General features: G+C 71.0%; 11 protein-coding genes. 6 read left to right on the top strand and 5 right to left on the bottom strand.

Annotated features, from left to right (window positions below; genetic code table 11):
- Positions 1-139: 139 nt before the first annotated feature.
- From OG627_RS14165 to OG627_RS14150, 4 genes are all read left to right on the top strand, one after another.
- Positions 140-3,085, top strand: a complete 2,946-nt coding sequence (locus OG627_RS14165; RefSeq protein ID WP_329065013.1) for an FAD-binding and (Fe-S)-binding domain-containing protein — start codon at positions 140-142, stop codon at positions 3,083-3,085.
- Positions 3,086-3,555: 470 nt separating this feature from the next.
- On the top strand, positions 3,556-4,704 hold the full coding sequence (locus tag OG627_RS14160) for a type III polyketide synthase (RefSeq protein ID WP_329065010.1): 1,149 nt from the start codon (positions 3,556-3,558) through the stop codon (positions 4,702-4,704).
- A gap of 194 nt (positions 4,705-4,898) precedes the next feature.
- Positions 4,899-5,837, top strand: a complete 939-nt coding sequence (locus tag OG627_RS14155) for a helix-turn-helix domain-containing protein (protein ID WP_329065008.1) — start codon at positions 4,899-4,901, stop codon at positions 5,835-5,837.
- 158 nt (positions 5,838-5,995) lie between these two features.
- The gene (locus tag OG627_RS14150) at positions 5,996-6,373 is read left to right on the top strand and encodes a nuclear transport factor 2 family protein (RefSeq protein WP_329065006.1); all 378 of its coding nucleotides are present in this window, start codon (positions 5,996-5,998) and stop codon (positions 6,371-6,373) included.
- Positions 6,374-6,516: 143 nt separating this feature from the next.
- Here OG627_RS14150 and OG627_RS14145 read toward each other — a convergent pair whose 3' ends face one another.
- Positions 6,517-8,223, bottom strand: coding sequence for a hypothetical protein (locus OG627_RS14145; RefSeq protein WP_329065004.1), 1,707 nt, complete (start codon positions 8,221-8,223; stop codon positions 6,517-6,519).
- 203 nt (positions 8,224-8,426) lie between these two features.
- Here OG627_RS14145 and OG627_RS14140 point away from each other — a divergent pair, with 203 nt between their 5' ends.
- Positions 8,427-9,362, top strand: a complete 936-nt coding sequence (locus OG627_RS14140) for a helix-turn-helix domain-containing protein (protein WP_329065002.1) — start codon at positions 8,427-8,429, stop codon at positions 9,360-9,362.
- Between the two features lie 376 nt (positions 9,363-9,738).
- On the opposite strand, the gene OG627_RS14135 is transcribed toward OG627_RS14140, so the two are convergent.
- Both OG627_RS14135 and OG627_RS35485 read right to left on the bottom strand, forming a co-directional pair.
- Positions 9,739-10,593 (bottom strand): alpha/beta hydrolase, encoded by an 855-nt coding sequence (locus tag OG627_RS14135; RefSeq protein WP_329064999.1) that lies wholly within the window; start codon positions 10,591-10,593, stop codon positions 9,739-9,741.
- A complete protein-coding gene (locus OG627_RS35485) occupies positions 10,590-10,733 on the bottom strand; it encodes a hypothetical protein (RefSeq protein WP_443073472.1) in 144 nt (47 codons plus the stop codon). Before OG627_RS35485 ends, OG627_RS14135 begins: the two co-directional genes overlap by 4 nt.
- Positions 10,734-11,237: 504 nt before the next feature.
- Between OG627_RS35485 and OG627_RS14130 the strand changes: the two genes are divergently transcribed.
- Complete coding sequence (locus tag OG627_RS14130; protein ID WP_329064998.1) at positions 11,238-11,834, top strand: TetR/AcrR family transcriptional regulator; 597 nt, start codon at positions 11,238-11,240, stop codon at positions 11,832-11,834.
- On the opposite strand, the gene OG627_RS14125 is transcribed toward OG627_RS14130, so the two are convergent.
- Together OG627_RS14125 and OG627_RS14120 are read right to left on the bottom strand one after the other, a co-directional pair.
- Positions 11,817-12,050, bottom strand: coding sequence for a hypothetical protein (locus OG627_RS14125; RefSeq protein WP_329064996.1), 234 nt, complete (start codon positions 12,048-12,050; stop codon positions 11,817-11,819). The genes OG627_RS14130 and OG627_RS14125 overlap by 18 nt on opposite strands.
- Entirely contained in the window at positions 12,034-12,285 is a 252-nt protein-coding gene (locus OG627_RS14120) for a DUF6400 family protein (protein WP_329064994.1), read from the bottom strand. The genes OG627_RS14125 and OG627_RS14120 overlap by 17 nt, the downstream gene beginning before the upstream one ends.
- Positions 12,286-12,328: the final 43 nt, after the last annotated feature.

The following is a 12,328-nucleotide window of genomic DNA, read 5'->3' as shown; positions in this document are numbered from 1 at the left end:
GGAGCTTCCTGCTCGCTTTCTTCTGTGGACCTGCTGTGCGGATCCGCTCGGTGGATCCGCTCCGCTGATCGTTCCCCGGCCGGGCGCGGCGGTGCGGGAAGTGCCGGGTTCCGGCGGGCCACCGATGCATGCTGGACGTATGGCTGAGCAGCGGGACACATCATCGGCGACGGCCACCGCGCTCGCGCGGGCGCTCGCCCGGGCCGTGGACGGCGAAGTGGAGTTCGGGTCGGCGGCGCGCGCACTGGCCACCATGGACGCCTCCAACTACCGCCGCGTGCCCGTGGGAGTCGTCGCGCCACGCGACGCCGCGGACGTGGCGGCGGCGCTCGCGGTCTGCCGGGAGCACGGCGTGCCCGTGGTCCCGCGCGGCGCCGGCACCTCCATCGCCGGGCAGGCCACGGGCGTGGGCGTGGTCCTCGACCTCACCCGCCATCTGCGGTCGATCGTGTCGGTGGACCCGGGCGCCCGTACGGCGGTGGTCCAGCCCGGCGTCGTCCTGGACGACCTGCGGGACGCCGTAAGGCCGTACGGTCTGACCTTCGGCCCCGACCCCTCCACCCACAACCGCTGCACGCTCGGCGGGATGATCGGCAACAACTCGTGCGGATCGCACTCGGTGGCCTGGGGGACGACCGCCGACAACGTGCGCGGGCTGTCCGTCACGACGTACGGCGGCGAGGAACTGCGCCTGGGCCGGGGCTGGGAGGGGATGTCCGCGGGGATGTCCGGTGGTGTCTCCGGCGGCGCGTCCGGCGGCGCGTCCGGAGGCCGGTCCGCCGGAGCGGGTGCCGGTGTGGGCGCTGGCGCGGGAGCCGGGGTGCGCGCCGGGTTGCGGGCGCTGGTCGACGCCAACCTCGCGCCCCTGCGCACCGGTTTCCCCACCGGGCTGCCCCGCCGCATCTCCGGATACGCCCTGGACGCGCTGCTCCCCGAGAACGGCGCCGACCTCGCCCGCGCCTTCTGCGGCAGCGAGGGCACCCTCGGCGTGGTCACCGAGGCGTCGCTGCGGCTGGTCGAGGCGCCCGCGGCACGCGCCCTCGCCGTCCTCGGCTACCCCGACGAGAGCGCGGCGGCGGAGGCCGCCGCCGGGCTCCTCCCGTACGGTCCGCTCACCGTCGAGGGCATGGCCGAGGACCTCGTCACCGGCGGCCACGACCTGCCGCGCGGCGGGGCCTGGCTGTTCGTGGAGACCGGCGGCGCGAGCCCCGCCGAGGCGCGCGCCGCCGCCGGGACGATCCTGCGCGCGGCCGACGCCCTGGACGCGGCGGTCGTCACCGACCCGGCCGGGCAGCGGGCGCTGTGGCGGGTACGGGAGGACGCGGCCGGCACGGCCACCCGGATGCCCGACGGCAGCGAGGCGTGGCCCGGCTGGGAGGACTGCGCGGTGCCGCCCGCCCGGCTCGGCCCGTACCTGCGCGACTTCCGCGCCCTGCTGGCCGAACACGGCCTGCGCGGCACGCCGTACGGGCACTTCGGCGACGGCTGCATCCACGTCCGGATCGACTTCGACCTGCTGACCGACGACGGCGTACGGCGCTTCCGGCGCTTCTCCGAGGAGACGGCGACGCTGGTCGTCGCGCACGGCGGTTCGCTCTCCGGTGAGCACGGCGACGGGCTGGCGCGCGCCGAGCTGCTGCCGAGGATGTACGGGGACGAACTGGTCGCCCTCTTCGGCCGCTTCAAGGACATCTGGGACCCGGCGGGCGGCATGAACCCGGGTGTGCTGGCCCGGCCCGACCGCCTCGACGACCAGCTGCGCTTCGCGGTGCTGCCGCGCGAGCCGGTCGCGGTGGCCTTCGGCTACCCGCACGACGGGCCGGACGGCGGGGACTTCGCGCGGGCCGTCAGCAGATGCGTGGGCGTGGCCAAGTGCCGCGTCGCCGGGCCGGGTTCGGGTACGCAGGTGATGTGCCCCTCCTTCCGCGCCACCGGCGAGGAGCGGCACTCCACGCGCGGGCGGGCCCGGCTGCTGCACGAGATGCTCGCGGGCGAGGTGGTCACCGACGGCTGGCGCTCGACGGAGGTGCGGGACGCGCTCGACCTGTGCCTGTCCTGCAAGGGCTGCCGCAGCGACTGCCCGGTGGGCGTGGACATGGCCACGTACAAGGCGGAGTTCCTGCACCACCACTACGCGGGCCGGATCAGACCGGCCGCGCACTACACGATGGGCCTGCTGCCGGTGTGGCTCAGGGCGGCGGCGCCGTTCGCCCGCGCCCTGAACGCGGCGGCGCGGGTGCGTCCGCTGGCGGCCGTCGCGAAGCGGCTGGGCGGCATCGCCCCGGAACGTACGATTCCGCCGCTGGCGACGGAGACGTTCGGGCGGTGGCTGCGGGGGCGGGGGCGGCAGCCGGGGGGGACGGGGGGCCCGACCGTGGTGCTCTGGCCCGACACCTTCACTGAGCACCTCTCCCCGCAGGTGGGGAAGGCCGCGGTACGAGTCATGGAGGCGGCCGGGCTGCGCGTCGTCGTGCCGCCGAGCGCCCGCGTCTGCTGCGGACTGACCCATGTCTCGACCGGACAGCTCGACCGGGCGCGTACGGTCATGCGCCGCACGCTCGACGTCCTGGAACCGGCCCTGGACAAGGGGCTGCCCGTCGTCGTCCTCGAACCGAGCTGCGCCGCCGCCCTCACCACCGACCTGCCCGAACTCCTCGGCGACGACCCGCGCTCCGCCCGGCTGGCCGCCTCCGTACGCACCTTCGCGCGGGCCCTGGAGGAGTACGCGCCGGGGTGGACGCCACCCCGCGTCGACCGCCCGGTCACCGGCCAGACGCACTGCCACCAGCACGCGGTTCTGGGCGACGACGCGGAGCGGCGCCTGCGCGAACGGGCCGGGCTGACGGGGGAGCTGAGCGGCGGCTGCTGCGGACTCGCGGGCAACTTCGGCTTCGAACGCGGCCACTACGAGGTGTCGGTGGCCTGCGCGGAGGACCAGCTGCTGCCCGCGGTGCGGGAGGGGGCCGGCGCGAACGCCGAGGTGCTGGCGGATGGTTACTCCTGCCGTACGCAGCTGGAGCAGCTGGGCGGCCACCGGGCCCGGCACCTGGCGGAGGTCCTGGCGGAGGCGCTGGGGGAGGCGTAGTGGCACCTCCGGTCGAGGGGCCGGGGGCGCGGATGGGTGCGGTGTAGCCCATTGGGACCACGCTCAGTGTCGGTGTGGTCGCGTAGCGTGGTGATGAAGCCTTTCTGCGGCCGGGCGTCCGGACCGGATGAGCTGGCCAGGGATGACCTGGCCCGGATGACCTGGCCCGAATGAACTGGCCCGGATCCAGGTCGGGTTGGCGGGACCCCGAACGGGTGGTCTTTGGTTTTTCTCGCATGAATCATGAGTTATCGCGGAATTGACTGATAAATGGTGTTCTCTTGCCCATCCGGGCAGGACCACGTGTACAGGGGGATCGCGATGACCGCTTCAGAATTCGTGCCGGCCCGTCCCGTGCGGGGCCCGGTGCCGTCCGGGCTCCCGTCCGGGGTGCCGGCTCCTCCGGGCGGCCGGGCGTTACCCGCTCGCTCCGCCGCCGCTGCCGCCGACTGCCGGGTGGGGAGCTGATCATGGCGACTCTGTGCAGACCGGCCATCGCCGTCCCCGAGCATGTCATCACCAGGGAAGAGACGCTGGAGCTGGCACGGCAGTTGCATGCCGGCCATCCTCAACTGGGGCTCGCCCTGCGCCTCATCGGCAATACGGGCGTCCAGACCAGGCGCCTGGTGCGGCCCATCGAGGAGACCCTCGAACACCCCGGCTTCACCGCGCGCAACGCGGTGTACGAGGAGGAGGCCAAGGCGCGGGTGCCCGACGTGGTGCGGCGCGCGCTGGACCTCGCGCAACTCGCGCCGCCCGACATCGACATGATCGTCTACGTGTCGTGCACGGGCTTCATGATGCCGTCGATGACCGCCTGGATCATCAACAACCTGGGCTTCCGCCCGGAGACCCGCCAGCTCCCCATCGCCCAGCTCGGCTGCGCCGCCGGCGGAGCCGCCATCAACCGCGCGCACGACTTCTGCACCGCCTACCCGGGCGCGAACGTGCTGATCGTCGCCTGCGAGTTCTGCTCCCTGTGCTACCAGCCGGCCGACCTCGCGGTGGGCAACCTGCTCTCCAACGGCCTCTTCGGCGACGCTCTCGCGGCGGCGGTGGTGCGCGGCGAGGGCGGTACGGGGGTCAGGCTGGAGCGCAACGGATCCCATCTGGTGCCCGGCACCGAGGACTGGATCTCCTACGCCGTCCGCGACACCGGATTCCACTTCCTGCTGGACAAGCGGGTCCCCAAGACCATGGCCATGCTGGCGCCCGCCATGCGCGACATGGCCGCACCCCACGACTGGGACGTCTCCGGCCTCGACTTCTACGTCGTCCACGCGGGCGGCCCCAGGATCCTGGACGACCTGAGCCACTATCTGGGACTGCCAGCGGAGATGTTCCGTTACAGCAGGGCGACCCTCACCGAGCGGGGCAACATCGCGAGCGCCGTCATCTTCGACGCCCTGGAGCGCCTCTTCGAGGAGGGCGGCGCCCACCACGGAGCGCGGGGAGTCATCGCCGGGTTCGGCCCCGGCATCACGGCGGAGATCACCCTGGGCACCTGGTCGGACGCGGGCCGGGAGCCGACGAGCGCGGCGGGGACGCCCGAGGCGCGGGCACCGGGCGCCGAGCTGCCCACCCAGACGCCCGCGCTACAGGGAGGTGTCCGGGGCTGACGCCGGTCAACGGGGGCGGAGAGCGCGTCAGCGGGTGCGGAGGGGGCGAGTGGCTCCTCCGCACCCTGACCACGAACCCCGGGACTGACCGCAGACCCCTGACCGCTGACCCCTGACCGCTGACCGACCGGATCCGGGCCCGGTCGGTGAATGGCCTTGAGTCTCCACTGACTGGAGACAGCAGAGTGGGGGCCATGGACGCGACGACCCTCTACTCGATCGGGGAGCTCTCCCGGCGGACCGGCCTGCCCGTGCGGACCATCCGGTTCTACTCCGATGCGGGGGTGGTGGCGCCGACCACTCGAAGTCCCGCCGGCTACCGGCTCTACGACCTCGACGCGCTGCTACGTCTGGAGCTGCTGCGCACCCTGCGCGAGCTGGGAATGGACCTGGCCACGATCCAACGGGTACTGGACCGCGAGCTGTCGGTGGCCGAGGTCGCCGAGGCGCACGCCGACGCCGTGGACGTCCAGATCCGGGTGCTGCGACTGCGTCGAAGCGTTCTGCGAGCCGTGGCCGCACGCGGGTCCGATCCCGAGGAGATCACACTCATGCACCGGCTCACGCGGTTGTCCGGCGAGGAACGCCGACGTCTGATCGACGATTTCGTGGAGGGCACCTTCGGCACAACGCATGCCGACCCCGCCGCGGTGGCCATGGTGCGCGCCGCCACCCCCGACCTCCCCGATGATCCGTCCAGCGAGCAGGTCGCCGCGTGGGCGGAACTCGCCGAGCTGGTCGGCGACGAGGATTTCCGGGCCCGGATGCGCCGGACGGCCGTGTTCCGGGCCGCCGGACGCCCGCTCGCCATCGAGAGCGAGGCCGGCGAGGAACTGATGCGGGTCACCCGCCAGATGGTGGCCGGGGCCATGGAGTCGGGCGTCGACCCGCTGAGCGACCGGGCCGCACCTGTCATCGACGATCTTGTGCACCGCTTCGCCGCGGTGTTCGCACGCACCCCGGACGCGGACTTCCGGGACTGGATGGCCCGGCAGTTCGAAGAGGCGCACGATCCCCGGGTGGACCGGTACTGGCGGCTCGTGTGGATCGTCAACGGCTGGCAGGTGGTGCCGAGTCTGATCCCCGTGTACCCCTGGCTCATCCAGGCCCTGCGCAAGGACAGCGACGCGTAGTCACGGCAGTGCAGACCGCCGCCCCGGCCCGCGAGGGCGAACCCGCACGAGCCGGAGCCGGGGCGCAGTGCCAGTGCCGTGACCGGGATGGTTCACCGTGGCCGGGAGACGGCTCACGGGACGAGCGCGGCCCGCGAGGCGACTGGTATTACTGGTGCATGCAGGTAGAAACCGCGCGTTCCGCGATCGACACGTTCATCTCCGCGTTCAACGCCTCGGACGACAGCTATGTGACTGAGCTGCTCTCCCAGGCCCTCACCTCGGACGTGGTCTTCTGGGGACCGTTGGGCCGCAGTGAGGGGATCGAGGCGGTCGAGCGGTTCGTGCTGGACATCCGGCGCCACCCGGCGGGGACCGGCACGATGGTGCGCTGTTCGGCGGTGGACATGCCGGACGAGTGGGCCCGGTACCAGTGGGTCTTCACGACACCGTACGGAGGCCCCCGCCTGGCGGGAACGGACGTCGTCCATCTGCGGCGGAGCCTCATCGACCAGGTCATCGTCTTCGCGGGGGAGATCGAGCCGTCCGCCTCCTGAGCCGTTCTCCTCCGGCGCCGCGGCCGTGGAAGTACCGGACCCGGCCCAGCCCGAGCCCGCGGTGGGCCGGATCCCGAGTGGGCCGAACGCGTCGAACGCGAAGACCCGGTCGGGGAAACGGTCCAGGACGGTCGCAACACGCCCTAGATGGGCGTGGTCCGGGTGCAGTTCTTCCACTCGACCCAGGGGCGTCCGCCGCCCTTGCTCGGGCCCGTCGCGTAGGTGGGATCCCCGGTGATGGTCTGCTTCTTCTCCTCGTGCGTGATGTCGATGCCGAAGAGCTTGAAGCCGAGGGTGACCTGTCCCGCCGAGACGCCGAAGCCGATGCCGAGCGAGGCGTTCCACCAGTCGGTGTTGGCCTCGTAGTCGAGCCGGGAGAGCTTGGCCTTGTCGTGAAGGAGTGTTTCGAGCGGGCCCGCGTCGTTGCCGAGGGGCTCGGCCGAGTCCGAGGGGTTGGGCAGGGCGTCGCTGGCGGGGAAGTCGCCGCGGCCGCGCAGCCAGTCCTCGACCAGAGTGCTGTCGCCGTCGTTGTCGAGGGTCACGTCGGCGGTCTCGGTGTGGATGGTCGAGTGAATGGTCCCGCCGCCGCCACCGACGTCGATGGTGACCGGCACGGGACCGGCGTTCACCCCGGCGCCCACCTTCACGCCGCCGCCGTCCCCGGCCTCCTGGCTCGTCGTGATGGTCATCTTCTGGGGGTGGTGCGGGTCGCCGTTCTTCTCTTCCTCGTCGTACGCCGCCGCGTCGTAGGTGACGGCGACCTGCTGCATCTTGCTGCCCTTGCCCTGGACTCCCTCGCCCGCCTGACCGCCGACGGAGAAGGTGTAGACGAAGGTGACCTTGCCCGCGTCGGGACCGGTCTTGGTCCGCATGACGACGACCTCCTCGGTCATCGACGCGGAGAGGATGTCGGTGGATATGGAGCCGAGGTCCTTCTTGTCGTCGCCCTTGCCCTTGCTGAAGGACTTGCCGAAGCTCAGCCCGCCGGCCAGCTCCGTGGTCGACTTGGTGATGTCGATGTCAGGAGCCCGGTCCGGGTCCAGGTCGCCCTTCTTCGCGTTGGCGCCCATGCTGCATTCCCGGTACGTGTCGAACGGGTCCCCCGTCGGGCCCTTGCCGCACTTCTGCGCCGCCTTGAGGTACTCGGCGAACTGCTTGGCGTCCGAGAGGTTGGCCTCCAGGTCGGCCTGCGGGTCGGTCGTCCTGTTGCCGTTGAAGACCCACTGCCCGCCGCTGCCGCTGCCCTTGGAGTAGCTGCCGCTGAGGGAGGCGCTGCCGCCCCACTCCTTGAGGCCCGGAATCCCGGCCGAGATGCTGGCGGTGACCCCGACACTGCTGTCGGTCACGCGCTCCAGGGTGACGGTGCCGTCCGACCACTGCTGGACCTTGACCGACTCCGAACTGCTGATCTTGATGAAGAGGATCTGGACGACGACGGTGGTCTTCGTCTGGTCCTCCGACAGCAGGCACTTCGCCGGTTCGAACGGGTCGTCCTCGGGCGGTACGACCGGGGCATCGGGGTCGTCGGGATCGCCGCCCGGATTGTCGCCCGGGTTGTCGCCCCCACCGGGATCGCCCTCGCCGGGCGCGTCGGGATCCTGGAACTCACCGCCCGTGCACGCCTCGGAGCCGCTCAGGGGGTGGATGACCCGGCAGACGGCGGCCTTCAGCCCGGTCGCCTCGTCCTGCGGGACCGAGAGTCCCACGATCGCGGCGGAGATCATGGCGACGACCAGGATCATCGCCACGTACTCGGTACCCGCCACACCCCGGTCCCGGGCGGTACGTCTGCCGGTACGTCTGCCGCCGGGTGGCGGCGAGGGCGCTCGGAGGTCCTCGACCCGCTTCATCCGCACTCCTCGTTGCCGCAGATCGCCAACTCCCCCGAGCCGCGAGCAGCGTAGAGAGGGGACCGGGCCCATCAGCAGGGCCCCCGGGCCCAGTTCCGGGCCCACGGCACCCGGCGTGTCGGGTATGTGCGCCCGGATCCCGTAGCCCGGCCGCGATAAAGAGGCTTGACTCTCCATCCGCTGGAGGGATGAGAGTTGACCCCGTGAGCGACTTGAGCGACGTGAGCGACTGCACCGGGACGCTGACCATCGGCGAACTCGCCCGGCGCACCGGGCTCTCCGTGCGCACGATTCGCTTCTGGTCCGACAGCGGCGTCGTGGCGCCGTCCGGCCGCACGGCAGGCGGCTTCCGGCTCTACGACGCCGGTGCCGCCGCCCGCGTCGACCTGGTCCGCACCCTGCGCGAGCTGGGACTGCCCCTGGAAACCGTACGCCGGGTGCTGGACAGACAAGTGACGGTGCGCGACGTGGCCGGGGCGCACGTGCGGGCCCTGGACGCGGAGATCCGCACGCTGATGGTCCGGCGCGCGGTGCTGGACCGGGTCGCACGACATGGCGGTACGACAGAGGAGATGAGAGTGATGCATGAACTGGCCCGGATGTCCGTCGACGAGCGGCAGCGGATCATCGACGACTTTGTCCGCGAGAGCTTCGACGGTATCGGCCCCAACGCCCCTGGCGCCCAACTCGCCCAAGCCATGCGCACCATGCCGGGGGCCCTGCCGGCCAACCCGACTCCCGAGCAGGTGGACGCCTGGGTGGAGCTGGCCGAGCTGGTCAGCGACGAGCCGTTCCGGAGGCGCGTACGCGAAATGGCCCTGGCGGGGGCACGAGGGGAGCGGCAGCCGGAGGGGCCCGATCCTGCGAAGGTCATGGAGCACGCCGGCCGGGCGGTACACGAGCACATCGCCCCCGAATCGGCCGCGGGCAAGGAGATCCTGTACCGGATCGTCGACCCCGGCCTGACGGCGGCCGAACACGCCCTGCTGGCCGATCGGCTGGCCACCTTCACCGACCGCAGGGTGGAGCGGTACTGGCAGTTGCTGGGCGCGCTCAACGGGTGGCCGCAGGCTCCCTCGGGGGTGCCTGCGTTCGAATGGCTGATCGCCGCACTGCGCGCACACGTCCCGGGTGGGTGATCCTGGTGGAGTACGTGTGGGGGAGCCGACCCGTGCCGCGCGGGGGCTGCCCGGCCCGCGCGCGGCACGCCCCCACCGAGCGCCGACCCGGGGGTGTGCTCGCCGTGTTGCTGTGCCCCATAGGGTGCAACAGGTGGTCCTGTCGGCCCTGCGTCGCTGCGGCCGTCCGCTGTGCGCGTACGCGGGACACGGCATGTTCCAGGCACGCTCGGGTCCGCCATGTGGTGGCTCAACCGGGCCACCACTTCGGCTCCACCGGCGCTGCGGCCCGTCACCTTGTCGTCCTGCTCCCTGACGCCAGGCACTCGGGACGGCGGCGCCGGCCGGGAGCGCCGCCGTCCACCGCGGCGGTCAGACAGAGCCGCGGCGTTCCGGCTTACCGGGCCCGGCAGGTCCTGAGGTAGCTGAGGAACGATGCCTGTAGCCCGGTCACGTGCGTTTCGTGCATGATCGCGCTGGTGACGGACCCGCCGGGTGAGGTCAGGCGGTGGAAGAACGTGGCCGCGTTCTTCGCGAGATTCTGGTAGACCGCCATGTCTCCGAGGATTTCGCGGTCGTTGAGGGTCAGGTGAAGCTTGGTGGCAGGCCGGCTGTCACCCATTGCTTGAAGATGAGCGAAGACCTGGCTGTCTTCACTGATAACGCCGGGGCTGCCCGCACCGATGCTCTCGAAGAACGTGCCGCCGGTGAGCCAGGCGTAGAGACTGAAGAGTCCGCCGTAGGAATAGCCGAAGAGACCATGACCACTCGGGGCTGTGCCGTAGTCGCGTTCGATCCGCGGGTGCAGTTCGGCGGTGAGGAAGTTCAGGAACACATCCGCGCGGCTGTCGCTCAATTCGGCTACGTAGGCGTCGGCTTGCTCGCGCGTCTTCGTGCCCGCCCGGACCGCCATCTCCACCGCGTCGATGAACTCCTTCGCGATGGGTTCGCCGGCGGGCACGAGGTCTCGGTTGCGCAACCGCTCCCAGTGGTCTGCTTCCTCGCCCGCGTAACCCACGCTGACTTGGACGTAGGGCTGAATCGGCTGCAAGGGGTCCAGTTGGGTGACGATGAGCGGGGCGGTCATGCCCACGGTCCAGTTGCCGTCGAGCACGTACACGACAGGCGCTTGCGCGGTGGCGGGGTCGTAGTCCGGCGGCGTGGTGACCCAGACGCCGTAGTCGTGCCCACCGCTGGAGCGCATCTCGAAGTAGTCGGTGTTGGCGAGGCATCCCTGCCACATGGTGCTCATCTGAGGTCCTTCACAATTGGCCGGCCTGGATGACGAGGACGGCGTCGGTCGGTGGGTTCGGAGAACAGTTCTGGGTCTTCGAGCGGGTTGGGGTTCCACAGAACGAGGTCTGCCTGTGCGCCGGGAGTGATGACACCCACCTGGCTGGACAGGCCGAGGATCTCGGCGTTGGTCCGGGTCGCGGGTCGGGGGTCGACTCGCCGAAACCGGCTCCGGCGGTGTCGGGCGGCAGCTGCTCGACGACAGCGAACGTGGGCACGAGGGCGACCTCGCGAGCGGCCATCAGGGTCGCTGTGGATGCGTCGAGGTTGGTGCCGTGCTCCACACAGCGCACCCGGGCCCCGACCGCATGTCGAATGCCCTCGTTGTTGTCGGCGTGAACGTTCCGCGTCGCGACTCGCCGTGCTCGGCGAGGTCGACGAGACGCTCGCCGTGCGCGCTGGAGGCACCGAGTCGGGTGATGCGGTCGATTACGACAGTGATACCGACGTTGCCGGGATCGCGCCCCGATCCGTCGACGACCCTCGCGCCGACTGGATGAGCAGGTCCCACGGTTGATCCTCCGCCGTTGCGAGCTGACTGCGACCATGTGTGAAGCAACACGGAACCAGCAATCTTTCTTATCCAATGGATAAACTGCGGGAGTGATCCTGTCAACCTCGGAACGCAAGGGCAGCGCGCGCGAGCGACTCCTGGCACGGCTTCTCGACGCCTTCGGCGAGGCCCTTCCCCCGTCGGAGATGTCGCTCCGTGAGGTCGCCGCCCGGATCGAGACCGGCCACGCCCTGCTGCGATACCACTTCGGGTCGCTCTCGGGAGTCCTGGCCGCCATGCTCAAGGCGCAGCGATCCCGTGACAACGAAGCACTTCTGGAGGCAGCCCAGCAGGGCACTTTCGACGACTTCGTCGTGGCGATCTGGCGTACCTACACCCGGCCGGAGCAGCTGTCGCGTGTCCGCGGCTTCTTTTACGTCGCCGGACTGGCCGCGTACGGCCCCGAGGACCTCGGTGAGTTCGTGGAGTCGATCGGCGACCTGACCGTGATGCTGGCCTCACTCGCGGAACGCGAAGGACTCGACACCAAGGAAGCGTGGGATGTGGCCACCGTCACCACTGCCGCGATGCGTGGCCTCCTCCTGCAGGAAGTCCTGACTCCCGGAACTCGCTCGGAGGAAGCGGTCACCTTGGTCCTGCGCATGCGACAGGGCAAGTCCGTTCCGCGATCACGTCCGGAGCGTTGAGCAGGCACCGGGTCGGGTGTTCAGCGACCACGTGTGCGTGCATCGCGGGCACTGGAGGTGGACGACCGGCCCGCTGTTGGAGATCAGATAGCGCCAGTGTTCGTCACAGTTGCGGCGGCCCGCGCAGGTCGCGCAGTGGCGGGCGTCGTCGCAGACGGGGCAGGCCACCCAGGCGCGGCGGGCCGGATCCGCCTGCGGATCAATGGGCAGCCGCACGGCCCCGCTCCCCGCCCGGCAGGACTCCCGCCGCCACGAGCATGTCGTACGTGCGCTGCTGCTCGGCGTCCAGGCCCGAATAGAGGAGCGCGTACGCCTCGTCCTCGCCCCGGAGCGCCGCCACCGGGTCCCAGTCGGGCCCGAGCGCGGCCACGACCTCGGTCCTTCGGCGGGCCTCTTCGAAGGTCAGGTCGATGTCGAAAGATATGTGATCGGGGTTTTTGTCCTGGTTCATTCTGATTCTTTCGGTGTACTGGTGTTATCCCACCATCTCTACC

Origin of the sequence: Streptomyces sp. NBC_01429 (assembly GCF_036231945.1) — a bacterium.
Lineage (GTDB): Bacteria > Actinomycetota > Actinomycetes > Streptomycetales > Streptomycetaceae > Streptomyces.
This window is presented reverse-complemented; position numbering and strand designations above follow the sequence as displayed.

Bases quoted from the DNA above. Each gene is read 5' to 3' on its own strand.
- OG627_RS14165 (WP_329065013.1), top strand. From the start codon at position 140: ATGGCTGAGCAGCGGGACACATCATCGGCGACGGCCACCGCGCTCGCG.
- OG627_RS14160 (WP_329065010.1), top strand. From the start codon at position 3,556: ATGGCGACTCTGTGCAGACCGGCCATCGCCGTCCCCGAGCATGTCATC.
- OG627_RS14155 (WP_329065008.1), top strand. From the start codon at position 4,899: ATGGACGCGACGACCCTCTACTCGATCGGGGAGCTCTCCCGGCGGACC.
- OG627_RS14150 (WP_329065006.1), top strand. From the start codon at position 5,996: ATGCAGGTAGAAACCGCGCGTTCCGCGATCGACACGTTCATCTCCGCG.
- OG627_RS14145 (WP_329065004.1), bottom strand. From the start codon at position 8,223: ATGAAGCGGGTCGAGGACCTCCGAGCGCCCTCGCCGCCACCCGGCGGC.
- OG627_RS14135 (WP_329064999.1), bottom strand. From the start codon at position 10,593: ATGAGCACCATGTGGCAGGGATGCCTCGCCAACACCGACTACTTCGAG.
- OG627_RS14120 (WP_329064994.1), bottom strand. From the start codon at position 12,285: ATGAACCAGGACAAAAACCCCGATCACATATCTTTCGACATCGACCTG.